Raw genomic sequence first — 23,096 nt, 5'->3', positions numbered from 1 at the left:
ACCCGGTATGCGGAACCGCATGCCGGGTTCTCCGTTTTTCGGATTGTTTGACGGCAGCCCGCCATGTGAAATAGAGGTCGTCGCCCGCAACACCCGCAGGAACAACAAGGCATGGCCAGCGAAGACCTCATTATTTCAAGCCGCGTGACCATCAATGGCTGGGAATTGACCGAGCAGTTCATCCTGGCCGGCGGACCCGGCGGGCAGAATGTCAACAAGGTCGCGAGCGCCGTGCAGCTTTTCTTTCCGCTGATGGCGTCGCCCTCGTTGTCGGAGGCCGTCAAGGAACGCGCTGCCAAGATCGCCGGACGCCGCCTGTCGAAAGAGGGCGTGCTGCTGATCGAGGCGAGCCGCTTCCGCAGCCAGGACCGCAATCGTGAGGATGCCCGCGAACGCCTCAAAGAGCTGATCGTCGAGGCCATGCAACCGCCGCCGCCGCCGCGTCGGAAGACAAAGCCGACGAAGGGCTCCATCGAACGCCGCCTGAAGGCCAAGTCCGGCCGCTCAGAAATCAAGAAGATGCGCGGCAAACCGGGCGGCGATTGACGACGTAAACGGCTTCAAGGAGTTGGCGTGATGAAAGAACTTCCGGAAGACTTCGTCTACCTGCCCGGCTATCTTGATCGCGAGGCGCAAGTCTCCCTGCTGGAGACCGTTCGGGCCGGTGTTGCCGAAGCCCCGCTTTTCACGCCCATCATGCCGAAGACTGGCAAGCCCATGTCGGTACGGATGACCAATTTCGGCACGCTCGGTTGGGTGACGGACAAGGAGCGGGGCTATCGCTATCAGCCGATGCATCCGGTCACGGCCAAGCCCTGGCCCGCCATCCCGCCGGTGCTTCTAGACATGTGGCACAGGCTTGCGAACTATCCAAAAGATCCGGAAGCCTGTCTCGTTAACTTCTATGGCGCAGACGCCAGGATGGGCCTGCATCAGGACAGAGACGAAAAGGAGTTTGCTGCTCCTGTTCTGTCGATCTCGCTTGGTGACACCTGCCTCTTTCGAATAGGCGGTGAGGAGAGAACGGGTCCTGCGGCCTCGCTCAAGCTTTCAAGTGGCGATGTCGTCTTGTTGGCCGGGAAAAGCCGGCTCGCGTTTCACGGCGTCACGCGGATCTATCCGGGAACATCCACTTTGCTCAAAGGTGAGGGGCGCGTGAACCTGACGCTCCGCCGGGTCAATCCGTGAGAGCTGTGCTCAAAGCTTGCGCAGCGCCACTTCCTCGATGAGGTGGTTCTTGCCCTTGCGCAGGATCAGATCGGCGCGCGGTCGGGTCGGCAGGATGTTTTCGCGCAGGTTTTTCAGGTTCGTGTTCGACCAGAGACCTTCCGCAATCTTCAGCGCATCCGCTTCGCTGATTTCCGAGTAGCGATGGAAATAGGACTCCGGCTTCTTGAACGCCGTTTCCCGGAGCCGCATGAAGCGGTCGATATACCAGGTGTGGATCTGGCTCTCTTCAGCGTCGATATAGATCGAGAAGTCGAAGAAATCCGATACCATCGGCACGATCTTGCCGTCGGCGGGCAAGTTGCGCGCCTGCAGAACATTGATGCCCTCGAAGATCAGGATGTCCGGCCGGTCGACGATATCAAATTCGTTGTCGAGCACGTCATAGGTCAGGTGTGAATATTTCGGGGCCTTCACATTCGGCTGTCCCGCCTTGATGGCGGAGAGAAAGCGTAGCAGCGCGCCGATATCGTAGCTTTCGGGGAAACCCTTGCGATCCATGATCTTCTGCGCGTTGAGAACCGCGTTGGGATAGAGAAAGCCGTCCGTTGTCACGAGGTCGACCTTCGGGCTCGACGGCCACCGGGCGAGCAGCTGCTTCAGGATACGCGCCGTCGTCGATTTGCCCACGGCGACCGAACCGGCAATGCCGATAACGAACGGGGTCTTGATGTCATTGTCCATGGACAGGAATTGCTGGCGCTGCCGGAAAAGCAATTGCGAGGATTCCACGTGTGTGGACAGAAGTCGCGAGAGCGACAGATAGATGCGCCGGACTTCGGAAATATCGATCGGGTCGTTGAGCGATCGAAGCTGGCGAACTTCTTCCGCAGTCAGGGTCAGCGGCGTATCGGCCCGGAACTGCGACCACTCTTCGGCGGTGAAGAAACGGTAGGGGGAATAGTCGTTGGGCTGGAAATGATCCAAGGCTGCTACCGCTTCGATGTCACCGACAACACTGTTCATGAGGACTTCCGGCTCGCCTTTTCCTCGAGACCAGACTGGGCCGTGCGGCGCTCAAGCTCGGCAATCACGTCGCTGATTGGGATGCCGGCTATGCCGAGAACCACAAGCAGATGATAGATCAGGTCCGCCGCCTCATAGGTGAGGTTTTCGCGGTCGTTGGTCACGGCGGCCATCACGGCTTCGATGGCTTCTTCGCCGAGTTTCTTGGCTGCCTTCGGCTGGCCCCCGGCATAGAGCTTGGCGGTCCAGGATTCCTCCGGCGACGCCTTGGCGCGCGTGGCGACAATCGCTTCGAGATCGGAAAGGGAAAAGCCGCTCATGCCGCCTCTCCTGCCGGATCGAGCCGCATGGGGATGCCGTGGTCTGCCATGTAACGCTTGGCCTCGCCGACCGAATAGGTGCCGAAATGGAAGATAGAGGCGGCAAGAACCGCCGTCGCATGGCCGTCGCGGATGCCCTCGACCATGTGGTCGAGATTGCCGACACCACCCGAAGCAATCACCGGCACATGCACGGCATCCGCAATGGTGCGCGTCAGGCCGATATCATAGCCCGACTTCTGTCCGTCGCGGTCCATCGAGGTCAGCAGCAGCTCGCCGGCTCCGCGTTCGACCATCTTGATTGCAAACTCCACCGCGTCGATGCCGGTGGCATTGCGGCCGCCATGGGTGAAGATTTCCCAGCGGTCGGTTTCGCCGGGCTTCGATACCTTCTTCGAATCGATGGAAACGACAATGCACTGATCGCCGAACTTGTCGGCAGCTTCCGAGACGAAATCCGGGTTCTGCACGGCGGCCGAATTGATCGACACCTTGTCAGCTCCCGCAAGCAAAAGCTTACGAATGTCGCCGACGCTCCGTACGCCACCGCCGACCGTCACCGGCATGAAGCAATGATCGGCCGTGCGGGCCACCACGTCGAAGATGGTGTCGCGATTGTCGGAAGAGGCGGTGATGTCGAGGAAGCAAAGCTCGTCGGCGCCGGCCGCATCATAGGCCTTGGCGGCATCGACCGGGTCGCCGGCATCGATCAGGTTCACAAAGCTTACGCCCTTGACGACGCGTCCGTCCTTGACGTCGAGGCAGGGAATTACGCGTGCTTTCAAGGTCATGAATACCGCTCCCGCGATAGTAGATGTCTGGTTTCAGGTAGAAAGGGCGATAGCCGCGTCTTGTCAAGGCGTTGCGCCGCCGCAAATCGTTTGAAGGTCACGAATTCTTCCTTCTGTATTTCACGACGAGGACGATGACCAGAACGAGGCACCAAACGAGCGCGGCCAAGGCGCCGAGCGGCAAAGTAACGAGCCCTAACCATCCAAGCACGAACATGACCGACAGGGTTTCACCATAATCCGTCCCGCCGATCACACAGGGATGGACCCCGCCTTCATCCAGTGCGCAGCCGTTTGCATCGGCGATCGCACTGGCCACGAAGGCTGAAATCAGCGGCGCGAGGGAGAGAAGGACAATCACCGCGGCAGACAGGGCGAAAGCCAGGACAAGGCCTCTTCCGCTCTTCTGTCCGGTCGGCAGCCCCACAGTCATCATCCGGCGGATGCCTCGCGCAGGATCGCCAGCGCCTCGGCCGGATCGACGCGGCCGTCATACAGCGCGCGTCCCGAAATTGCGCCTTCCAGCTTCTTCGCATCCGGCATGGTCATCCGCACGATATCGGCAATGGAGGCGAGACCTCCCGAGGCGATCACCGGAATGCTCACCGCATCGGCAAGTTCGATCGTCGAATCCCAGTTGATGCCGGTCAGAATGCCGTCGCGGTCGATGTCGGTGTAGACGATGGCCGAAACGCCGGCCCCTTCGAACTTCTTCGCCAGCTCGATGACGCCGAGTTCCGACGCCTCCGCCCAGCCTTCGACGGCGACCCGGCCGCCCTTGGCGTCGATGCCGACCGCGATATGGCCGGGGAAATTGCGGCAGGCTTCCTTGACCAGCTCAGGATTACGCACCGCAACGGTCCCGAGGATGACGCGCGTCAGCCCCTTGGAAAGCCAGGCCTCGATATGCTCCAGCGTGCGGATGCCGCCGCCGAGCTGGACCGGGTTCTTCGTTGCCTTCAGGATCGCTTCAACCGCAGCGCCATTGACCGACTCACCGGCGAATGCCCCATTCAGGTCCACCACATGCAACCATTCAAATCCCTGATTCTCGAAGGCGAGTGCCTGTGCCGCCGGGTCGGGATTGTAAATCGTCGCCTGGTCCATGTCGCCGAGTTTGAGGCGAACGCATTGGCCGTCCTTGAGGTCGATTGCCGGAAAAAGGATCATGGTCGTCTCTCGAAGGAATGTTTCAGGGCTTCCATTTCAGGAAGTTGGAAATGAGGGCGAGGCCGAGCTTCTGGCTCTTCTCCGGATGGAATTGCGCGCCGGCCTTGTTGTCATGGGCGACGAAGGCCGTGACCGGCGCGCCATAATCCGTCACCGCCACGACATCCTCGGGTCGCTCGGCCTTCAGGTGATAGGAGTGGACGAAATAGGCGTGCAGGCCATCCGGTCCGGTCGGGATGCCGTCGAATAGCGGGTGAGGACGGTTGAGTGTCAGCGTGTTCCAACCGATCTGCGGCACTTTAAGTGTCTTGTCTTCCGGCTCGATCAGCACGACATCGCCCTTGATCCAGTCGAGACCTTCCGTGACAGTCTTTTCAAGACCGCGCGAGGACATGAGCTGCATGCCGACGCAGATGCCGAGGAAGGGATTGCCCTTCACCTCGACCGCCTCCCGCAGCGCCTCCACCATGCCGTCGACGGCATTCAGCCCGGCGCGACAATCGGCATAGGCTCCGACACCCGGCAAAACGATATGACTGGCGGAAGCAACCACATGCGGATCGGCCGTCAGCACGATCCGATGATCATGGCCGGCCTCGCGCGCCGCCCGCTCGAACGCCTTGGTGGCAGAGCGCAGGTTTCCCGAACCGTAATCGACAATGGCGGTCAGCATCAGCGTCCCTTCTGAAAATCAATCATACCGAACTGGAGTTTCGGCCCGCGAGGAGGCGTTCCGATTGCGTCAGGTCCGAACTTGAACATTGGATCTTCGGCGTCGTCCGTATCGTCTTCGCCGTAGTGGATTGTCTCGGCATCCGCAAGGCTTCCAGCGGTAATCACGCGCTCGGTTTTCCAGCCGCGCCGTGCAAGATGGTCTGCCAGCCGTCCCTTGGCTTCGAAGCCATAGATCAGGCTGGAGGCGACCAGCAGGATGAAGCCGACCCCGAAGGTTTCGTTCGCCACCAGAAACGCAAAGCCGAAGGCACGCACGACCAGGAGAACGAGCGCATCCACGATCAGCCCATGGAAGAACGCATGGATCACCGGAAAGAGTGCGGCAAGCCACGAAAACCCGTCGTGCACGAAGCGGCAATCCGGATCGTGGCGCCGGCCATTGGGCGAAAGAACGATATAGGCTGCCATCTCCGTCAATCCCGATGGAGCGGGCTGCTGAGGTCCTGTCAGACCAGCATGCCCTTGGTGGAAGGAACCCGGCTTTGCTGGCGCGGATCGATCTCGCAGGCGGTGCGCAAAACCCTGGCAACCGCCTTGAAGCAGGTTTCGGCGATGTGATGGTTGTTGGCGCCGTAGTGGTTCATCACATGTAGCGTGATGCCGCCATGCTGCGACAGCGCCTGGAAAAACTCGCGCACCAGTTCGGTGTCGAACGTGCCGATTTTCGGCGACGAGAAATTGACGTTCCAGACAAGGAACGGCCGGCCGGAGATATCGACCGCTGCCTTGGTCATCGTCTCGTCCATCGCAAGGTCGAGCGACGCGTAGCGCGTGATCCCGCGACGGTCGCCCAGCGCCTTGGAAAGGGCCTGACCGATGGCAATACCCGTATCCTCGACCGTATGATGATCGTCGATATGCAGATCGCCCTTCGCCTCGATGTCCATGTCGATCAGCGAATGACGCGAAAGCTGTTCCAGCATATGGTCGAAGAAGCCGACACCCGTCGAAATGCGCGATGCACCCGTGCCGTCGATTTTGACGGAAACGGAAATCGACGTCTCGTTCGTCTTGCGGGAAATGCTCGCGCTGCGGCTCTCGGTGCTATCGGCCATCGCATACTCCAGTCGTATAGGCTTGGCCCGCTGAATATCAGGTGGGGCCTCAAGAATCCAGCACGAACGGCCCATGTCCCGCGCGCGCAAGAGATAGGCGCGCATGCGCGGCGTTTCAACGGATTGCAATCGTCGTCCCACCGCTTACATAGGTCTCGAAACGTGCCTTAAGGGGCGTCTTAAAGGGCCGGGGTATCCGGTGCAACGGGTGTTTTATGACAACGATTATTACAGTCCGCAAAGGCGGCAGGGTCGTCATGGCTGGCGACGGGCAGGTAAGCCTCGGCCAGACGGTGATGAAGGGCAATGCCCGCAAGGTGCGCCGCATCGGCAAGGGCGGCGACGTGATCGCCGGTTTCGCCGGTGCGACGGCGGATGCCTTCACGCTGCTCGACCGGCTTGAAAAGAAGCTCGAGCAATATCCCGGCCAGCTGATGCGCGCGGCTGTCGAACTCGCCAAGGACTGGCGGACCGACAAGTATCTGCGCAATCTCGAAGCGATGATGCTGGTCGCCGACAAGGACATTACGCTGGCCGTTACCGGCAATGGCGACGTGCTGGAGCCCGAACATGGCGCGATAGCGATCGGCTCCGGTGGCAATTACGCCTTCGCGGCTGCCCGCGCGCTGATGGATACGGACCTGTCGGCCGAAGACGTCGCCCGACGCGCGATGACGATCGCCGCCGACATATGCGTCTATACCAATGGCAATGTCATCGTCGAAACGCTCGACGCGGCCAACTAAGCCTCAGTTCGAATTGGACCTGTCCCAATGACCAATTTTTCTCCCCGCGAGATCGTCTCCGAGCTCGATCGCTATATCATCGGCCAGCATGAGGCCAAGCGCGCGGTGGCGATCGCGCTGCGCAACCGCTGGCGCCGGCAGCAATTGCCCGACGACCTGCGCGATGAAGTCATGCCCAAGAACATCCTGATGATCGGCCCGACCGGCGTCGGCAAGACGGAAATCTCCCGCCGTCTCGCCCGCCTTGCCGGTGCGCCCTTCATCAAGGTCGAAGCCACCAAATTCACCGAAGTTGGCTATGTCGGCCGCGACGTCGAGCAGATCGTGCGCGATCTGGTCGAGGCCGGCATTGTTCTGGTGAAGGAAAAGAAGCGCGCCGAAGTGAAGGCCAAGGCACATCTGAACGCTGAGGAACGGGTTCTCGATGCGCTGGTCGGTTCCACTTCGTCGCCCGCCACGCGTGACAGCTTCCGTAAGAAACTGCGAGACGGTCAGCTGGACGACAAGGAAATCGAGGTCGAAGTTGCCGACACTGGCAATCAGGGCGGCGGGTTCGAAATCCCCGGCATGCCGGGCGCCAATATCGGCGTGCTGAACATTTCCGATCTGCTCGGCAAGGCCATGGGCGGCCGCACGAAGAAGATCCGCACGACGGTAAAGAACTCCTATGCCGATCTCATCAACGATGAGTCCGACAAGCTGATCGACAACGAGCAGATCACCCGTGAGGCGATCCGCTCGGCTGAAAACGACGGCATCGTCTTCCTCGACGAAATCGACAAGATTGCTGCCGGTGAAGGTCGCTTCGGCGCAGGGGTTTCGCGCGAAGGTGTGCAGCGCGACCTGCTGCCGCTGGTCGAAGGCACGACGGTTGCGACGAAGTACGGGCCGGTGAAGACGGATCATATCCTGTTCATCGCCTCGGGTGCGTTCCACGTCTCCAAGCCCTCGGATCTGTTGCCGGAGCTTCAGGGCCGTTTGCCGATCCGCGTCGAACTGAAGGCGCTGACGAAGGAGGATTTCCGCCGCATCCTGACGGAAACCGAGGCCAGCCTCATCCGCCAGTACAAGGCGCTGATGGCGACGGAGGAGATCGATCTCGATTTCACCGAGGATGCCATCGACGCGCTGGCCGATGTCGCCGTGCATCTGAATGCGACGGTCGAAAACATCGGCGCACGCCGTCTGCAGACGGTCATGGAACGCGTTCTGGACGAGATTTCCTATGTCGCGCCCGACAAGTCCGGCGAAAAGCTACTGATCGATTCCGACTATGTGGCCAAGCATGTCGGCGATCTGGCGGCGAACACGGATTTGTCGCGCTACATTCTTTGATCGCGTAGTCGAAAAACGGGCCCGGTGGAAAATTTTCGCCGGGTTCGATTGTTTTAAAAGAGCTTTTTCGCACCGCCCGAAATACTTCGTCCAGCTGCCCGAAGCGCTGTTGCTCTTGCGGCAGTTTAAGGGCATTTTTCCGCCAAATTTTGCAGGCACTTGCCCCCTTCGGGCGAAGATGAAATCGTGAACGGGTATTGGGATCGTGAAAATCGGCATACGGATCGGGGCGTTTCTTCTGGCAGCGGCGTTTGTTTTGTCGTCAGCTGCCGCATGGTCGGCTGATTTCAAGGTGCCGCCGGGCAATCGCAATGCCGAGCAGCCGCCGATCCCCGGTGCCTCCTACAAGCGCACCAAGGAAGGCCGCACGACCTTTGACGACAAGTATGACAAGGTTCGCGATCTCCTGAAGACCGATCGCGCGCTGATCTCCAAGATTCAAGCCACTGCCTCCCGCTATGGCATCGATCCGATCCACATCGTCGGCGCCATCGTCGGCGAACACACCTATAATGTGGACGCCTACGACCGGCTCCAGAACTATTACATCAAGGCCGCTTCCTATGCCGGCAACAGCTTCCGCTTTGCCTATGACGGTCAGTCGGTCGATGAGTTCGTCTCAAAGCCCGAGTTTTCCGAATGCACGAGCAAGACGGAAAGCTATGCGCTCTGGACCTGCCGCGAACGCGTCTGGGACAGCGAGTTCCGGGGAAAGACCGTGGGCGGCAAGACCTATCCGAACAACCGCTTCAGCGCCGTCTTCTTCCAGCCCTTCTATGCCGGCCAGACCTTCGGCCTGGGCCAGATCAACCCGCTGACGGCGCTCAAGCTGACGGACCTCGTACATCAGAAGTCCGGCTACGAGCGTCTGGACGAAAACAGGGCCTCCGACGTCTACAAGGCGATCATGGACCCCGATCAGTCGCTGGCCTACATCGCCGCCGCCGTCCGCAAGTCGATCGACGATTACCGCTCGATCGCTGACATGGACATTTCCGGCAATCCGGGCATTACCGCGACGCTCTACAATCTGGGCAATTCGGCCTCCCGCGCGGCAGCGCTCGCAGCCAAGAACCGCGGCCGTTCGTCTCCCGAATGGCCCGAGGAAAACTATTACGGCTGGTTGATCAATGAAAAGCTGGCCGACCTGAAGTCGCTGCTCTGATCAGCTTTTCGCTCGCCGCAAATACGATGCGGTGATCCGATCGGCAGGACGGGCGCATAATGGAGACAGGAGCCCGCCATTCGGGTTCCATGGAGCCGACCGATGACTGTTGCCGCGACCGCTGACACCCTTGCGTTTGAGCCACCCGCACCGATTCCGCGAAACACGCCGCCCTCACGGCTGGAGGTCATTCGGACGCTGTTCCGCAATCCGCTCGAACTTTGGGGCGAGCCTAGCTATTCCGAGCCGGTGATCCAGGCGAAATTCTTCGGCCAGCTCACCACCATCGTCAATCATCCCGGTCTGATCCGCCATGTCCTGGTCGACAATGCCGCCAATTACGGCATGCAGCCGGTGCGCCAGCTGGTGCTTCGGCCTATCCTGCGTGACGGGTTGCTGACGGCGGAAGGCGATACCTGGAAGCGGTCGCGCAAGGCGATGGCCCCCGTCTTCACGCCGCGCCATGCGCGCGGCTTTGCCAACCAGATGCTCGAACAGTCGATGAAGTTTGCGGACGGCATGCAGGGCTCGGCGAAAGCGGGTGCGGAAGTGAATGTCTCGCAGGAGATGACCGAACTCACCTTCGCCATTCTTGCCGAGACTCTGTTTTCCGGCGAAATTGTCCGCACCGCCGGCAATTTCGCCGAACATGTCGACAAGCTCCTGCACACGATGGGTCGCATCGACCCGATGGATCTCCTGCAGGCGCCGTCCTTTGTTCCGCGTGTCACGCGGTGGGCCGGTCAAAGGCCGCTCAATCATTTCCGTCGTATCGTCGCTGAAACGATGGAACAGCGCCGCCCGCGCATCGCTGACTGCACCGCGCCGCGTGATTTTCTGACGCTTCTGCTGGAACTGGAGGGCCCGGACGGGCTGACCCGCGAGGAGATCGAGGACAATATCCTGACCTTCATCGGCGCGGGTCACGAGACAACGGCCCGGTCGCTGGCCTGGACACTTTATCTTCTGGCCGAGGCGCCGCATTTCCGTGCGCAGGTCGAGGCGGAGGTGGACCGCGTGGTAACGAGCGGTGCCGATCCGGTCGAATGGCTGGAGCTACTGCCCCACACACGCGCCGCTTTCGAGGAGGCGATGCGTCTTTATCCGCCCGCTCCCAATCTTGGCCGCGCGCCGCTGAAGGATGACGTCTGGACGGATGAAAACGGCCGGCGTTACGAGATGCCGGAGGGAGAGGCGGTGCTGGTCATGCCCTGGGTTCTGCATCGGCATAAGCTTTATTGGGACAAGCCCCGGCAGTTCGTGCCGGAACGCTTCCTGCCCGGAAACCGCGAGAAGATCGGCCGTTTCCAGTATCTCCCTTTCGGCGCCGGCCCCCGCATCTGCATCGGCGCGACCTTCGCGCTTCAGGAAGCCGTCATTGCACTCGCCGTTCTTCTCAATCGTTTCCGTTTCGAAACGACGATCAATACGAAGCCCTGGCCGGTCCAGCGGCTGACGGTGCAGCCGCTGGCAGGCCTGCCGCTGCGCGTCAGCGAGCGGCAGGATCGACGGAGCTGATCAGCGCCGGGCCGGAGATTCGACGACCAGGCCGACCAGCCATCGAACCACAGGCAGAACGAGCAGCAGGGTCGGGAAGGCGACGAGCCAGGAAAGACCCCAGGCGGTCGGCCAGGTCGCGAGGAACGCGGCATTGAGCCCGAGGCTTTTCAGCGTCGAAATTGCCGAGACCACAAAGGTCATGACGATCGAGAGAAAAAGCGGCATGACGAACGCGGCATACCGCGCCGGAAGCTTGGCGCCGCGAGAGTTGGTTTCATATTTCATGAGATAGTCTTTCGATTTGCGGGTCCGTCCTGGCGCGTCGCTTGTTCAACGGCTTTGCATTCGCGGGGACGAACCCGGTTGAATGCGTTGCCTGACGTCGGACGCTTACGGTGCTCTCGCAAATCTGGAAGCACAGTCCCAGTTGAAACACAGGACTTGAGAATGGTCAAGTGGAACGCCCGACGTCGCGGGCGAGCTTGCAGGCCGCCACTATTAATGCCATCGCTCGCTTGAGGTCATTCATTCGCATGGGCTGACAGTGGCAGACATCATCTCTCTCGGCATCGACACCGGCGGCACCTATACAGATGCCGTCATTTTCTCCGACGCGCGGGGCGTGATCGCAAAAGCGAAATCGCTGACGACTCGCCACGATCTTTCGGAGGGTATAGCCGGAGCGGCCGATGCCGCGCTTGCCGCAGCCCAAATTGATTCACGTGAAATACGTCTGGTTTCGCTTTCGACCACACTTGCCACCAATGCGCTGGTCGAAGGGCAGGGCCAGCGGGTCGCCCTCGTGATGATCGGCTTTGGTGAGGACGATCTTGCCCGCGACGGTCTCGGCGAGGCAGCCAGGGCAGGACCGGTGATTTTCCTGCCCGGCGGCCACGATGTGCATGGCCGCGAAACGCCGCTCGAGATGGAAAGGCTGCAGGTGGCGCTGCCGCAGCTTGCTCAGGAGGTCTCCGCCTTCGCTGTTGCCGGCTACTTTGCTGTTCGCAATCCGGCACATGAGCAGCGTGTTCGCGATCTCATCCTGCGAGACGCCGGCCTGCCGGTCACTTGCAGCCATGAACTCTCCTCCAGGCTCGGTGGTCCGCGCCGTGCGCTCACGACGCTTTTGAACGCGCGCCTCGTCGGCATGATCGGCCGACTTGTGGGGGCCTGCGAGGCCTATCTTTCCAGCCGCAACATCGCAGCACCCCTCATGGTCGTCCGCGGCGACGGTGCCCTGATCTCGGCCTCCGAGGCTCGCCTTCGCCCCATCGAAACAATTCTTTCCGGCCCGGCGGCCAGCCTTGCCGGCGCGCAGTTCCTGACCGGACTCGACAACGCCGTCGTCAGCGATATCGGCGGCACGACGACCGATGTGGCGATCCTCGAAAACGGCCGGCCGAAGCTCGATCCGGACGGCGCCATGGTCGGCGGCCATCGCACAATGGTCGAGGCAGTCGCCATGCGGACCTTTGGGCTGGGTGGTGATTCGGAAGTGCGGGTCGACCTCGCCGGCCTCATCGCCCGCATCGAGCTTGGCCCGCGCCGCGTCCTGCCGCTGAGCCTCATCGGTCATCGCTTCTCCGATATTGTCATTCCGGCGCTCGAAAAGCAGGTCGGTTCCGTCCATGCGCAGCGCAACGAAGGTCTCTTTGCGATTCGCACCGGCCTGCCCGATTCGATGGCCGCCGGCCTCTCCGCGCAAGAAGCCTCGCTTTATGCCCGGATCACCGATCAGCCACAGCCGCTGACCCAGCTCCTGACCACCGCGCCGCAGAAATCCGCGCTTGACCGGCTGGCAGCGCGAGGCCTCGCCCATATCAGCGGGATCACGCCCTCCGATGCGCTCCATGTCCTTGGCCGGCAAGGCCAGTGGAATGCCGCCGCCGCCCGCCTCGGTCTCGACCTCGCCGCCCGCCAGAAGGGCGGAAACGGCAAGCCGATTGCGGCGGATGCCGAGGACTTGGCAAATCGCATAGTCCAGCGTCTGACGCGCCAATCTTCGCACGCCATACTCGAAGCCTGTCTTACTGACGACGGCGAAACAGGCATCGACCCGGCAAAATCCCGCGCCATTGCCCGCGCGCTGGATCGCCAGCCCGGCGTCGTGCGCTTCTCGCTGGCGCTGGATAGGCCCCTGATTGGCCTCGGCGCCTCCGCGCCGGTCTACTATCCCGCCATTGCCGAGGAACTTGCCGCCCCCGCGGTGATTCCGGACCACGCAGACGTTGCGAATGCCATTGGCGCGGTCGCCGGACAGATAAGGGAAACGGTGACGGTTTTCGTGACGAGCCCGGAGGAGGGCATCTTCCTTCTCAATGGTTCGGGCGAAACCCTGCGATTCGTCTCCGAGACCGAAGCGCTGGAGGCGGCCCGCGCCCGTGCCATCGAGCATGCCCGCGCGCTTGCGGCCCGCAACGGACTTGCCGAGCCGCATATCGAGCTCATGGAAGACGCCGATGCCGCCGAAATCGAGGGCAAGCGCAAGCTGGTCGAGGCTCGGGTGAGAGCCGTTGCGTCGGGGCGCCCGCGCGTTGCCAATTGATTTTCGCAAAAATGGCGAAAATCTTTGGCATTCTTGCCCCATTGACCGGGAATGGCGCTTGGCGGAAAGTGCGCTACAAATGCTGCAATTGTATCTGACGGGAGCGTTATCATGGGCATGATCGACAAGAACGGGCTGAAGATCGACAGCGAGCTTCACGACTTCATCGTGAACGAGGCGATCCCCGGAACCAGCATCGATCCGGACGCCTTCTTCAAGTCCTTCGCCGCCATCGTTACTGATCTGGCTCCGAAGAACCGCGCGCTGCTTGAGAAGCGCGATGCGTTCCAGGCGAAGCTCGATGACTGGTATCGCAAGAACGGCGCGCCTTCGGACATGGCGGCTTACGAGACCTATCTCCGCGAGATCGGCTATATCCTGCCGGAAGGTCCGAAGTTCCAGGTCGCGACCGACAATGTCGATCCGGAAATTGCTGAAGTCGCAGGTCCCCAGCTTGTCGTTCCCGTGTCCAATGCCCGCTACGCGCTGAACGCCGCCAATGCCCGCTGGGGTTCGCTCTATGATGCGCTCTACGGCACGGACGCAATTCCGGAAGCTGACGGCGCGGAAAAGGGCAAGGGCTACAATCCGGTTCGCGGCGGCAAGGTCATTGCCTGGGCGCGCGATTTCCTTGATCGCTCCGTTCCGCTCGCCGGCGAAAGCTGGAGCGTCGCTCAAGGCTTCAAGATCACGGACGGCGCGCTTCTGATTGCTACGCCCAACGGCACCACCGGCCCCGCCGACCCGTATCAGTTTGCCGGCTATCGCGGCACGCCGGAAGCGCCGACGGCGCTGGTTCTGACACGCAACAACCTCTATCTGATCGTTGAAATCGACGCGACGTCCGCCATCGGCAAGACCGATCCGGCGCACATTTCCGACATCGTCGTCGAATCGGCCATTACAACGATCATGGACTGCGAAGATTCGGTCGCGGCCGTCGATGCCGAAGACAAGGTCGGCGTCTATCGCAACTGGCTCGGCCTCATGAAGGGCGATCTCGCTGAAGAGGTTTCCAAGGGTGGCAAGACCTTCACCCGCAAGCTGAACCCCGATGTCGAGTTTCTGGCTCCCAACGGTTCCCCCGCGACACTGCCCGGCCGTTCGCTGATGCTTATCCGCAATGTCGGCCACCTGATGACCAACCCGGCCATCACCTTTGACGGTGGCCGCGAGGTTCCTGAAGGCATCATGGATGCGCTTGTCACCGGCCTGATCGCGCTGCACGATCTGGGCAAGAACGGCCGCCGCATGAATTCCCGCGCCGGCTCCATGTATGTTGTCAAGCCGAAGATGCACGGTCCGGAAGAGGTCGCCTTCGCATGCGAAATCTTCACCCGCGTCGAGCAGGCGCTTGGCATGGCGCCGAACACCATGAAGATGGGCATTATGGATGAGGAGCGCCGCACGACGGTCAACCTCAAGGAAAGCATCCGCGCTGCCCGCGAACGCGTCGTTTTCATCAACACCGGCTTCCTCGACCGCACCGGCGACGAGATGCACACCTCGATGGAAGCGGGCCCGATGATCCGCAAGGGCGACATGAAGCAGGCCGCCTGGATCGGCGCGTATGAAAACTGGAATGTCGATATCGGCCTGGAATGCGGCCTCTCCGGCCGCGCCCAGATCGGCAAGGGCATGTGGGCCATGCCGGACCTGATGGCCGCCATGCTGGAGCAAAAGATCGCGCATCCGAAGGCCGGCGCCAATACCGCTTGGGTCCCGTCGCCGACGGCCGCGACGCTGCATGCCACGCATTATCACAGCGTCAACGTCGCCCACATTCAGGATGCCTTGCGCAAGCGCGGCCGTGCCAAGCTCTCCGATATCCTCTCCGTTCCGGTCGCACCGCGTCCGAACTGGAGCCCGGAAGACATCCAGAAGGAACTAGACAACAATGCGCAGGGCATTCTGGGCTATGTCGTGCGCTGGATCGACCAGGGTGTCGGCTGCTCCAAGGTGCCGGACATCAATAATATCGGCCTGATGGAAGACCGCGCGACGCTGCGCATCTCTTCGCAGCACATGGCCAACTGGCTGCGCCACGGCGTCGTCTCGGAAGCGCAGGTCATCGAAACGCTGAGGCGCATGGCGGTCGTGGTCGACAAGCAGAACGCGGACGATCCGCTCTACACACCCATGGCCGCAAATTATGAGAGCTCCGTGGCCTTCCAGGCCGCGCTCGAACTCGTGCTGAAGGGTCTCGAACAGCCGAACGGTTACACCGAGCCGGTCCTGCATCGCCGCCGTCTGGAATTGAAGGCCAAGCTCGCCGGCTGAGCTTCATAACAGACCTACCCATGATAAAGCCCGCGATCCGGTCAGGATCGCGGGCTTTTCCGTTTCAAGAGCGTGAGGCGAAATCGCCTTACTGAATGACGACGACCTTGGTGTTGCGGCCCGGACGGACGCGGCTATAGAGGTCGATGACGTCCTGGTTGATCAGGCGGATGCAGCCCGAAGAGGCAGCCGTGCCGATGGACGACCATTCCGGCGTGCCATGCAGGCGGAACAGCGTGTCCTGGCCCTTTTCGTTGAAGAGATACATGGCGCGGGCGCCGAGCGGGTTGGTAACGCCCGGATTCATGCCGTCTTCGACATACTTGGCGACTTCCGGCTTGCGGGATGCCATTTCCTTCGGCGGATGCCAGGTCGGCCATTCCTGCTTCCAGGCGACATAAGCCGTGCCGGACCATGCAAAGCCCTGCTTGCCGACGCCGATGCCGTAACGAACGGCCTTACCGCCCGAAAGGACATAATACAGGAAGCGTTCACGGGTGTTCACGATGACCGTGCCGGCGCTTTCCTTGGTCTGGAAATCGACGATCTGGCGGTGGAACTTCTTATCGAGCTTCTGGATCGGGATTGCCGGAAGCTGGAAGCCGTTATCGACGATCCTGCCATAGGCATCGGGAACCGGGCTGCCGGCGTCGGTCGGGGCTGCGAGCGAGGCGGAAGAAAAACCGGAAATGGCGAGGGCGGCGAAAATGCCGAGAATTTTTGTGGTGTTGCGCGGGCGCATTCGTAATCTCTTGAAGTCGGAGGGTTTCCGGCCGGACGTTCATGTCCGTGCAGAACCGGTTCATTCGTTATTTTACAGAGGCTACTCGATTGCAAGGCGAGCTTGGGACTCGCATGGGCCGAATCGCCCAAAAATGCCCGCCATGGGTTTTTTTGCAACAGAACCTGATTCGTGCCAAGGTCTTCGACATGCCTATTCTCAATTTGCATGATTCTCACCCGCTGATCGACGGGCGGCAGTCCGAGCGTGCCATGCTGGTGCGCCGCGGTGTCCAGCGCCTGCTTCATGCCATGCGGCTTGCGGTATTGCCGGAGCTTTCGCTCTCCAGCGGCCGGCGCGCCGACCTCATCGCGCTGACGCCGAAGGGCGAGATCTGGATTGTCGAGATCAAGTCCTCAATCGAGGATTTCCGCGTTGATCGCAAATGGCCGGATTATCGCCAGCACTGCGACCGGCTGTTCTTCGCAACGCATAAGGATGTGCCGCTCGAGATATTTCCCGAAGACTGCGGGCTGTTTCTGTCGGACGGTTATGACGCCCATATCATCCGCGACGCGCCTGAGCACAAGCTGCCGCCGGCGGTGCGCAAATCCGTGACGCTGAATTTCTCGCGCATCGCGGCGCAACGCCTGCTGATGGCGGAATTGGCCCTGGAAACCGGCCGCCCTCTGCCGCCGACCTGGGATGAAGGTTGAAGCGTTTATTTCGGCGCGCGCTTTGCCAGAATGCGTTGCAGCGTGCGCCGATGCATGTTGAGCCGCCGCGCCGTCTCCGACACGTTCCGCTCGCACATTTCATAGACACGCTGAATATGCTCCCAGCGGACCCGGTCGGCCGACATCGGATTTTCCGGCGGTTCGACCTTGTCGCCGGGGCTTCTGACCAGCGCGGCATAGATCTCGTCCGCATCGGCCGGCTTGGCGAGGTAATCTTCGGCTCCGAGCTTCACAGCGTTGACCGCGGTGGCAATGTTGCCGTAGCCGGTGAGCACGATCACGCGCGCGTCCGCCTTGTTCTGGCGGATGGCAGCAATGACGTCGAGCCCGTTTCCATCGCCAAGCCGCAGATCGACTAACGCGTATTGGGGCGGCCGGGCGCGGGCCCGATTGATGCCTTCGTTCACCGATTCCGCGCTTTCGACCGCAAATCCGCGGGCCTCCATCGCCTTGGCCAGCCGTCGGATGAAGGGACCGTCGTCATCGACGATCAAAAGCGAATTGTCCGGGCCGATTGCGTCATCTGTCATGGGAGAAACAGCCGTTTTGTTCTTGAGATTTGCTGTCAGGATTGCATTCATCAAGTCTATAGGCCCCGTCTGCCGTTGGCGTAAAGTCATTTCGCGCGAGAAACATCCATCCGGTGTCGCGACCATTCGACACTGACGCGGGCGCCGCCGGTTTCGCCGGAACTGTTGCCGAAGCTCAGCCGTGCCCCGGAGCGCTCCAGCAGCGTCTTGGCAATAAACAGACCGAGGCCGAGACCCCCGGCATTGTCATCGCGGCTCCGCGATGTGACATAGGGCTCGCCGATCCGCTGGAGGATGTCGGGAGAATAGCCTTCTCCATCGTCCTCGATTGTAACGATCACCTTGTCGTTCCGAGCCTCTGTCGTCACCACGACATGGTTTCGCGCATAGTCGACAGCATTCTCTACGAGATTTCCGAGCCCGTAGATGATGCCGGCATTGCGCGCGCCCACCGGTTCGCTCTCGCGTGGCGTCTTTTCAATGACGATGATGCGGATACCGAAGTCCCGATGCGGGGCCGTGACTTCCTCTATCAGCGACGAGAGCGGCAGAAGCTTCATCGCCTCGGCCTCTTCAGAAGAGAGTGTCGTCAGGCGTCTGAGGATATCGCGGCACCGTTCCGCCTGGCTGCGTAACAATTGCACATCCTCACCATAGCGCTCGTCGGTACCGAGTTCCCGCTCCATTTCCTTGGCGACGAGGCTGATCGTGGCGAGCGGCGTGCCAAGCTCGTGCGCCGCCGCGGCCGCCAGACCATCGAGCTGCGTCAAGTGATTTTCCCGTTGCAGCACAAGTTCGGTCGCCGCCAGCGCTTCGGATAGCTGCATGGCTTCCAGCGACACGCGATAGGAATAGACAGCCGCAAAGGCCGTGGTGGTGAGAATCGCCAGCCATATCCCGACGATGAGTTCCGTAGGCATCGTATAGGACGAACCCGGATACCAGGGCAGGGGGTAGGGCGAGAAGGTCAGGATCGACACGAAGAGGATCAGCAGCAGCCCGAGGCCCAGCGTGTACCGGATCGGCTGTGTTGAAGACGAGATGATGACGGGAACGCAAAGCAGCGGCGCGAACGGGTTACTAAGGCCCCCCGTCACGAAAAGCACGCCGGCGAGTTCCAGCAGGTCGATCGTCAACAGCGCCAGTGTTGCCTGCGGGGCGAGGCGCAGTGTCGGCGGGTAGCGAACGGAGAGATAGAAGTTGAAGAAGGCCAGAAGCCCGATCATAGCGCCGCACACCATGTAAGGTAGCGGAAACGCAATCCAGACATGGACGAGATAGACCGTCAGCGATTGCCCGACAACAGCAAGCCAGCGAAGCCGGACCAGCGTCTGCAGGCGGACGCGCCGGCTGTCGCGATAGTCGCTGATTTCGCTCTGGCCGGGTTCGGACATCTTGTCTTCCTCTCAGGTTCCGCGCGGCTTGGCCCTGTGCGTGGCTGCGGCCTCTGCCGGGTCTTCCGGCCAGGGATGCTTGGGATAGCGCCCGCGCATGTCAGCCCGCACATCCTTCCAGGAGCCCGCCCAGAAGCCGGGCAGGTCGCGCGTGGTCTGAATGGGCCGGTGCGCTGGCGATGTCAATTCAAGGAGAAGTGGCAGTTTGCCGCCCCCGATCACGGGATGCGTCTTCAATCCAAACAGTTCCTGCACCCGCACCGTCAGAACCGGCTCCTCGCCATCATATTGGATCGGATGGCGCTGCCCCGCCGGCGTTTCGAAATGCGTGGGAGCAAGCCGCTCCAGATCGCGCCCGGCCCCATGCGGCAGAAGCGCCATCAGCCCCTCGCGAAGGCTTGTCTGCGAAACATCATTCAGGCCGCGCGTGTCATTCTGGAAGGGCACGAACCAGTCATCGAGCCTTTCCAGCAATGCCGCATCGCTGACATCCGGCCACGGGTCGCCCAGCGAGCGATGCAGAAAGCCGATGCGGTCGCGGAGTTGCCCCGCTTCCTTGCCGAAATTCAGCACCTGAAGCCCGAGCCTCTTCAGCCCCTCGGCCAGAACGCCTGCGGCTTCGGGTCCGGAAGGGCGGGGCAGAGGCGTTTCCTCAAATACGATGGCGCCCAGCCGCGTCGATCGCCGTGCACGGACCTCCCGGCTTCCCTCATCGAAATAGACCTGCGCACCGGCGATGATTGCGCCGGGCAGACCCTCCTCGATCTCGGCCCGAGCCACTTCCGCAGCAGACAGAATGCGCGTCTTGCCCGCGCGCCCGGTCGCGTCCGCCACGACCAGCATGGTTGCACCGGCCAGCCGCGTTTCCGTATCCAGTTCGCCGCCGCGCCCATTCGCCATGACGAAACGTCCCCGCCCACCGCGTTGCAGGGCGATCCGGTCGGGGAAAGCGTGGATCAACAGCGGGCCGGGCTGTGGCGTGGCCGCCGGCTTTCGCGAGCCAGCCTCACCCGCAACCTGTGCTGCAATCCGCGAGGCCAGCCCCTTCGCCGCCTGCGCGCGCGGGCTCCGGTCATTGCGGAAACCACGCAGCCGGTCTTCAAGATCGATGGAGTTACCGCCAAGCCCTTGCTCGGTGATCAGAACCGCGAGTTCTGCGGCTGCCATCGTCGATGCCGGTTCATGCAGGGCTGTTCTCGCCACCATCGCCGACAGTCTCGGGGGAAGGCCGAGCTTGCGCATGAGCTTGCCCGTCTCCGTCAACCGGCTCTGCCGGTCGAGCGCCTCCAGGCTCACCAGCAGATTGCGGGCCTCCTGAAATGCCGCGCTCGGCGGCGGATCGGCAAAGCAAAGGGCCGACGGCTCCGCCACACCCCAGGCGGCCATGTCCAGCACGAGGCCGGAAAGGTCGGAGGCCAGGATCTGCGGTGTGGTGTGGGCGGCCAGCGCCGCCGTCTGCCCCTGATGCCAGAGGCGGATCGCCACGCCCGGCTCCGTTCGCCCGGCGCGGCCGGCACGCTGGTCGGCGGAGGCGCGCGAGACGCGGACTGTCTCCAGCCGTGTCATTCCGGTCGCGGGCTCATAGGCGGGTATGCGCTGCAGGCCGCTGTCGATGACGATGCGGACGCCATCGATGGTAATGGAGGTTTCCGCAATCGAGGTCGCCAGCACCACTTTCCGGGTTCCGGGCGGGGCCGGGCGGATCGCCTGATCCTGCTCCTTCTGTGTCAGGTTGCCATAAAGCGGCACGACCGTCACATCCGTCCCGAGCGTTCCGCTGAGCGCGTCCGCCGCTCGGCTGATCTCTCCCTGACCCGGCAGGAAGGCGAGTATGGAACCCGTCTCTTCGGCAATGGCACGCCGGACTGTCCGGATGACGGTCTGTTCGACCGCCTCACCAGCCGGCCTATCTTCATGACGGATATCGACGGGATAGGCGCGGCCCTCGCTGACGATGACAGGGGGATTTTCCAGCAACGCCCCGACCTTCTCGACATCGAGCGTCGCCGACATGACGAGTATCCGCAGGTCTTCTCGCAAGCCCGATTGCGCATCCAGCGCCAGAGCGAGACCGAAATCCGCATCCAGCGACCGTTCGTGGAATTCGTCGAAAATGACGAGGCCAACGTCGGCGAGTTCCGGATCATCGAGGATCATCCGGGAGAAGACGCCTTCGGTCACCACTTCTATGCGCGTGCGCGACGAGATGCGATTGTCGAGCCGCATGCGATAGCCGACTGTCCCGCCGGCCTCCTCGCCCAGCAGGCTTGCCATGCGCGAAGCCGTCGCCCGCGCCGCAAGCCTCCGTGGCTCCAGCAGAATGATCTTCCGCCCCTCAAGCCAGGGCTGTGCCAGCAGGTCAAGCGGCGCAATCGTCGTCTTGCCTGCGCCGGGCGGGGCACACAGAACGGCGCGGTTATGTCCATGCAGAGCCTCGCGAAGCTGCGGCAGCACGGCGCTGACGGGAAGTTGGGGCAGATCGCGGGTCAATGTCGCATTCCTTAGATGGGCAGGCCTTTGCCATAGTCGCCTGCGGCTTCCGGCGTCAACTCTGCGCGTCTCTTATAGAGAGAACCACGCTTCAGCCGTCCGACTGCACGAGCCGGGTGGAGGTTTCAAAGGCAAGGATCGCCCCTGCCAGATCCTCCAGTGCGGCGCCCACCGATTTGAACAGCGTGATTTCCTCCGCGCTTGACCGTCCCGCATGGTCACCGCGCGAGAGCGCCGCCAGATCGGCCTTGATCGCATCGCGTCCAATGAGCCCCGCCCTCAACGGCTGAACGAGGTCGCCGCCTTCCGAAAGGGCACCGTCATATGTATCGACGAAGAGGCTTGCCCGCAGAACCGCGTCGTCATCGCATTCGCGCATAGTGGGCGTGAAGGCGCCGATCAGATCGAGATGCGAACCCGGCTTCAGCCAGGCGCCCTTGACAATAGCGGTATCGGAGAGCGTCCCGCAGGAAATGATGTCGGCTTCGCGTACCGCAGCCTCCAGATCCGATGCGACGGATACATTGCCATGCAGCCGAGAGGCGAGCTTGACGGTTTCTGCTGCCTTTTCGGCAGAGCGGCCCCAGACAAGCACCGTTTCGATGGGCCTCTGGGAGCAATGCGCTTCAATGAGATTGAGCGAAAGACGCCCTGTCCCACACACAAGGAGTGTCTTCGCGTCCGCGCGCGAGAGAAACCGTGCGGCGAGCGCGGAACTGGCAGCCGTTCGCCGCGCAGTCAACTCCGCTCCATCGATAATAGCCAGGTTCTGGCCGGTGAGTGCCGAAGAGAGCAGGTAGGTGCCGCTGACGGAGGGAAGCGAGCGCCGCACATTGCCCGGAAACACCGAAACGATCTTCACACCCATATAGAGGCCTTCGGTCCAGGCAGGCATCAGAAGCAGTGTCGCATCCGGCTCGTCCGGAACGCGCAGCGAATGATGGTGCCGCGTGGGCATGCGGCAGTCGGACGCGAACATGGTTCGAACAGCCTCGACGAGCTCCGGAAAGGCGGTGGTGTTTCTGACTTCGGTCTCATCAAGGATCAACATGCGGCCTTCTCTTCTCTTGCAAATGGGATGCTTCTGATGGGCCAAGTTTTGCACGCACGCGCGCGTCCGGCAACTGAAGGCGCATAGACCGAGAAAGAGCCGGTGGTGAGCCCGCCTGAGCATGGTTAACAGATCGAAAATTCGACCATGACAGCCGCGCAACAAGAAAAACACATATAAATCAATAACTTGTCACTTTTTTTCATTTTTTTGTTTTGTGGCTGTTGACTGTTCTGAGGCCTGGGGTCTATAAGGCGATCACTGACGAGGGCGGCGGCGCTGCTAGCGACTAACGAACTCGTCCCTGAGAAAATCTTCTGATGGTTGCGTAAGTGACT

23 protein-coding genes are annotated in these 23,096 nt (G+C 61.7%); 9 read left to right on the top strand and 14 right to left on the bottom strand.

What is annotated here, in order from left to right:
* The first annotated feature begins 111 nt into the window (after positions 1-111).
* Both arfB and ABID16_RS22095 read left to right on the top strand, forming a co-directional pair.
* Positions 112-546: an alternative ribosome rescue aminoacyl-tRNA hydrolase ArfB gene (gene arfB / locus ABID16_RS22100; protein ID WP_354558544.1), complete on the top strand. Its 435-nt coding sequence runs from the start codon at positions 112-114 to the stop codon at positions 544-546.
* Positions 547-576: 30 nt separating this feature from the next.
* Entirely contained in the window at positions 577-1,188 is a 612-nt protein-coding gene (locus tag ABID16_RS22095; RefSeq protein ID WP_354558543.1) for an alpha-ketoglutarate-dependent dioxygenase AlkB family protein, read from the top strand.
* Positions 1,189-1,197: 9 nt separating this feature from the next.
* On the opposite strand, the gene coaA is transcribed toward ABID16_RS22095, so the two are convergent.
* From coaA to hisB, 8 genes are all read right to left on the bottom strand, one after another.
* The gene (coaA, locus tag ABID16_RS22090) at positions 1,198-2,193 is read right to left on the bottom strand and encodes a type I pantothenate kinase (RefSeq protein ID WP_354558542.1); all 996 of its coding nucleotides are present in this window, start codon (positions 2,191-2,193) and stop codon (positions 1,198-1,200) included.
* Positions 2,190-2,513, bottom strand: a complete 324-nt coding sequence (locus ABID16_RS22085) for a phosphoribosyl-ATP diphosphatase (protein WP_354558541.1) — start codon at positions 2,511-2,513, stop codon at positions 2,190-2,192. The genes coaA and ABID16_RS22085 overlap by 4 nt, the downstream gene beginning before the upstream one ends.
* Positions 2,510-3,304 (bottom strand): imidazole glycerol phosphate synthase subunit HisF, encoded by a 795-nt coding sequence (hisF, locus tag ABID16_RS22080; protein ID WP_354558540.1) that lies wholly within the window; start codon positions 3,302-3,304, stop codon positions 2,510-2,512. The genes ABID16_RS22085 and hisF overlap by 4 nt, the downstream gene beginning before the upstream one ends.
* 97 nt (positions 3,305-3,401) lie before the next feature.
* A complete protein-coding gene (locus tag ABID16_RS22075) occupies positions 3,402-3,731 on the bottom strand; it encodes a hypothetical protein (protein ID WP_354558539.1) in 330 nt (109 codons plus the stop codon).
* A gap of 5 nt (positions 3,732-3,736) precedes the next feature.
* Entirely contained in the window at positions 3,737-4,474 is a 738-nt protein-coding gene (hisA, locus tag ABID16_RS22070; RefSeq protein ID WP_354558538.1) for a 1-(5-phosphoribosyl)-5-[(5-phosphoribosylamino)methylideneamino]imidazole-4-carboxamide isomerase, read from the bottom strand.
* Positions 4,475-4,496: 22 nt separating this feature from the next.
* Positions 4,497-5,147, bottom strand: a complete 651-nt coding sequence (hisH, locus tag ABID16_RS22065; RefSeq protein WP_354558537.1) for an imidazole glycerol phosphate synthase subunit HisH — start codon at positions 5,145-5,147, stop codon at positions 4,497-4,499.
* Entirely contained in the window at positions 5,147-5,617 is a 471-nt protein-coding gene (locus ABID16_RS22060; protein WP_354558536.1) for a DUF2628 domain-containing protein, read from the bottom strand. The genes hisH and ABID16_RS22060 overlap by 1 nt, the downstream gene beginning before the upstream one ends.
* 38 nt (positions 5,618-5,655) lie before the next feature.
* Complete coding sequence (gene hisB / locus ABID16_RS22055; protein ID WP_354558535.1) at positions 5,656-6,264, bottom strand: imidazoleglycerol-phosphate dehydratase HisB; 609 nt, start codon at positions 6,262-6,264, stop codon at positions 5,656-5,658.
* Positions 6,265-6,479: 215 nt separating this feature from the next.
* On the opposite strand from hisB, the gene hslV reads away from it, so the two are divergent.
* The 4 genes from hslV (at position 6,480) to ABID16_RS22035 (ending at position 11,028) form a co-directional block, all read left to right on the top strand.
* Positions 6,480-7,010 carry an ATP-dependent protease subunit HslV gene (gene hslV, locus ABID16_RS22050; protein ID WP_354558534.1) on the top strand — a complete coding sequence of 177 codons (531 nt, stop codon included), beginning with the start codon at positions 6,480-6,482 and terminating at the stop codon, positions 7,008-7,010.
* A gap of 27 nt (positions 7,011-7,037) precedes the next feature.
* Positions 7,038-8,345, top strand: a complete 1,308-nt coding sequence (hslU, locus tag ABID16_RS22045; protein ID WP_354558533.1) for an ATP-dependent protease ATPase subunit HslU — start codon at positions 7,038-7,040, stop codon at positions 8,343-8,345.
* Positions 8,346-8,562: 217 nt separating this feature from the next.
* Entirely contained in the window at positions 8,563-9,510 is a 948-nt protein-coding gene (locus ABID16_RS22040; protein ID WP_354558582.1) for a DUF1402 family protein, read from the top strand.
* Positions 9,511-9,612: 102 nt separating this feature from the next.
* Positions 9,613-11,028 (top strand): cytochrome P450, encoded by a 1,416-nt coding sequence (locus ABID16_RS22035; protein WP_354558532.1) that lies wholly within the window; start codon positions 9,613-9,615, stop codon positions 11,026-11,028.
* Here ABID16_RS22035 and ABID16_RS22030 read toward each other — a convergent pair whose 3' ends face one another.
* Complete coding sequence (locus tag ABID16_RS22030) at positions 11,029-11,295, bottom strand: DUF2798 domain-containing protein (protein WP_354558531.1); 267 nt, start codon at positions 11,293-11,295, stop codon at positions 11,029-11,031.
* A gap of 259 nt (positions 11,296-11,554) precedes the next feature.
* Between ABID16_RS22030 and ABID16_RS22025 the strand changes: the two genes are divergently transcribed.
* Positions 11,555-13,555 (top strand): hydantoinase/oxoprolinase N-terminal domain-containing protein, encoded by a 2,001-nt coding sequence (locus tag ABID16_RS22025; RefSeq protein ID WP_354558530.1) that lies wholly within the window; start codon positions 11,555-11,557, stop codon positions 13,553-13,555.
* Between the two features lie 111 nt (positions 13,556-13,666).
* Positions 13,667-15,835, top strand: coding sequence for a malate synthase G (locus ABID16_RS22020; RefSeq protein WP_354558529.1), 2,169 nt, complete (start codon positions 13,667-13,669; stop codon positions 15,833-15,835).
* Between the two features lie 88 nt (positions 15,836-15,923).
* On the opposite strand, the gene ABID16_RS22015 is transcribed toward ABID16_RS22020, so the two are convergent.
* Positions 15,924-16,577 (bottom strand): L,D-transpeptidase, encoded by a 654-nt coding sequence (locus ABID16_RS22015; protein WP_354558528.1) that lies wholly within the window; start codon positions 16,575-16,577, stop codon positions 15,924-15,926.
* A 188-nt stretch (positions 16,578-16,765) separates the two neighbouring features.
* Between ABID16_RS22015 and ABID16_RS22010 the strand changes: the two genes are divergently transcribed.
* Positions 16,766-17,272 (top strand): MmcB family DNA repair protein, encoded by a 507-nt coding sequence (locus ABID16_RS22010; RefSeq protein WP_354558581.1) that lies wholly within the window; start codon positions 16,766-16,768, stop codon positions 17,270-17,272.
* Between the two features lie 5 nt (positions 17,273-17,277).
* On the opposite strand, the gene ABID16_RS22005 is transcribed toward ABID16_RS22010, so the two are convergent.
* The 4 genes from ABID16_RS22005 to lhpI all read right to left on the bottom strand — a co-directional run bounded on the left by ABID16_RS22005 (position 17,278) and on the right by lhpI (position 22,758).
* A complete protein-coding gene (locus ABID16_RS22005) occupies positions 17,278-17,823 on the bottom strand; it encodes an ActR/PrrA/RegA family redox response regulator transcription factor (RefSeq protein ID WP_354558527.1) in 546 nt (181 codons plus the stop codon).
* An 86-nt stretch (positions 17,824-17,909) separates the two neighbouring features.
* Positions 17,910-19,217 carry an ActS/PrrB/RegB family redox-sensitive histidine kinase gene (locus tag ABID16_RS22000; RefSeq protein ID WP_354558526.1) on the bottom strand — a complete coding sequence of 436 codons (1,308 nt, stop codon included), beginning with the start codon at positions 19,215-19,217 and terminating at the stop codon, positions 17,910-17,912.
* Between the two features lie 12 nt (positions 19,218-19,229).
* Entirely contained in the window at positions 19,230-21,707 is a 2,478-nt protein-coding gene (gene hrpB / locus ABID16_RS21995) for an ATP-dependent helicase HrpB (protein ID WP_354558525.1), read from the bottom strand.
* Between the two features lie 91 nt (positions 21,708-21,798).
* A complete protein-coding gene (lhpI, locus tag ABID16_RS21990; RefSeq protein ID WP_354558524.1) occupies positions 21,799-22,758 on the bottom strand; it encodes a bifunctional Delta(1)-pyrroline-2-carboxylate/Delta(1)-piperideine-2-carboxylate reductase in 960 nt (319 codons plus the stop codon).
* Positions 22,759-23,096 lie beyond the last annotated feature (338 nt).

The sequence above is a fragment of the Limnomicrobium aquaticum genome, from assembly GCF_040545545.1.
GTDB classification, from domain to species: Bacteria; Pseudomonadota; Alphaproteobacteria; order Rhizobiales; family Rhizobiaceae; genus Ensifer_A; species Ensifer_A aquaticum.
The sequence above is the reverse complement of the archived record's forward strand: the minus strand, read 5'-3'. Positions and strand labels throughout refer to the sequence as shown.

Excerpts from the sequence above, each read along its gene's own strand:
- ABID16_RS22015 (WP_354558528.1), bottom strand. The coding sequence starts at position 16,577 with ATGCGCCCGCGCAACACCACAAAAATTCTCGGCATTTTCGCCGCCCTC.
- ABID16_RS22005 (WP_354558527.1), bottom strand. The coding sequence starts at position 17,823 with ATGACAGATGACGCAATCGGCCCGGACAATTCGCTTTTGATCGTCGAT.
- hslV (WP_354558534.1), top strand. The coding sequence starts at position 6,480 with ATGACAACGATTATTACAGTCCGCAAAGGCGGCAGGGTCGTCATGGCT.
- hisH (WP_354558537.1), bottom strand. The coding sequence starts at position 5,147 with ATGCTGACCGCCATTGTCGATTACGGTTCGGGAAACCTGCGCTCTGCC.
- ABID16_RS22060 (WP_354558536.1), bottom strand. The coding sequence starts at position 5,617 with ATGGCAGCCTATATCGTTCTTTCGCCCAATGGCCGGCGCCACGATCCG.
- ABID16_RS22095 (WP_354558543.1), top strand. The coding sequence starts at position 577 with ATGAAAGAACTTCCGGAAGACTTCGTCTACCTGCCCGGCTATCTTGAT.
- arfB (WP_354558544.1), top strand. The coding sequence starts at position 112 with ATGGCCAGCGAAGACCTCATTATTTCAAGCCGCGTGACCATCAATGGC.
- coaA (WP_354558542.1), bottom strand. The coding sequence starts at position 2,193 with ATGAACAGTGTTGTCGGTGACATCGAAGCGGTAGCAGCCTTGGATCAT.
- hisF (WP_354558540.1), bottom strand. The coding sequence starts at position 3,304 with ATGACCTTGAAAGCACGCGTAATTCCCTGCCTCGACGTCAAGGACGGA.
- hslU (WP_354558533.1), top strand. The coding sequence starts at position 7,038 with ATGACCAATTTTTCTCCCCGCGAGATCGTCTCCGAGCTCGATCGCTAT.
- hisB (WP_354558535.1), bottom strand. The coding sequence starts at position 6,264 with ATGGCCGATAGCACCGAGAGCCGCAGCGCGAGCATTTCCCGCAAGACG.
- ABID16_RS22030 (WP_354558531.1), bottom strand. The coding sequence starts at position 11,295 with ATGAAATATGAAACCAACTCTCGCGGCGCCAAGCTTCCGGCGCGGTAT.
- ABID16_RS22085 (WP_354558541.1), bottom strand. The coding sequence starts at position 2,513 with ATGAGCGGCTTTTCCCTTTCCGATCTCGAAGCGATTGTCGCCACGCGC.
- ABID16_RS22035 (WP_354558532.1), top strand. The coding sequence starts at position 9,613 with ATGACTGTTGCCGCGACCGCTGACACCCTTGCGTTTGAGCCACCCGCA.
- ABID16_RS22010 (WP_354558581.1), top strand. The coding sequence starts at position 16,766 with ATGCCTATTCTCAATTTGCATGATTCTCACCCGCTGATCGACGGGCGG.
- lhpI (WP_354558524.1), bottom strand. The coding sequence starts at position 22,758 with ATGTTGATCCTTGATGAGACCGAAGTCAGAAACACCACCGCCTTTCCG.
- hisA (WP_354558538.1), bottom strand. The coding sequence starts at position 4,474 with ATGATCCTTTTTCCGGCAATCGACCTCAAGGACGGCCAATGCGTTCGC.
- ABID16_RS22000 (WP_354558526.1), bottom strand. The coding sequence starts at position 19,217 with ATGTCCGAACCCGGCCAGAGCGAAATCAGCGACTATCGCGACAGCCGG.
- ABID16_RS22020 (WP_354558529.1), top strand. The coding sequence starts at position 13,667 with ATGGGCATGATCGACAAGAACGGGCTGAAGATCGACAGCGAGCTTCAC.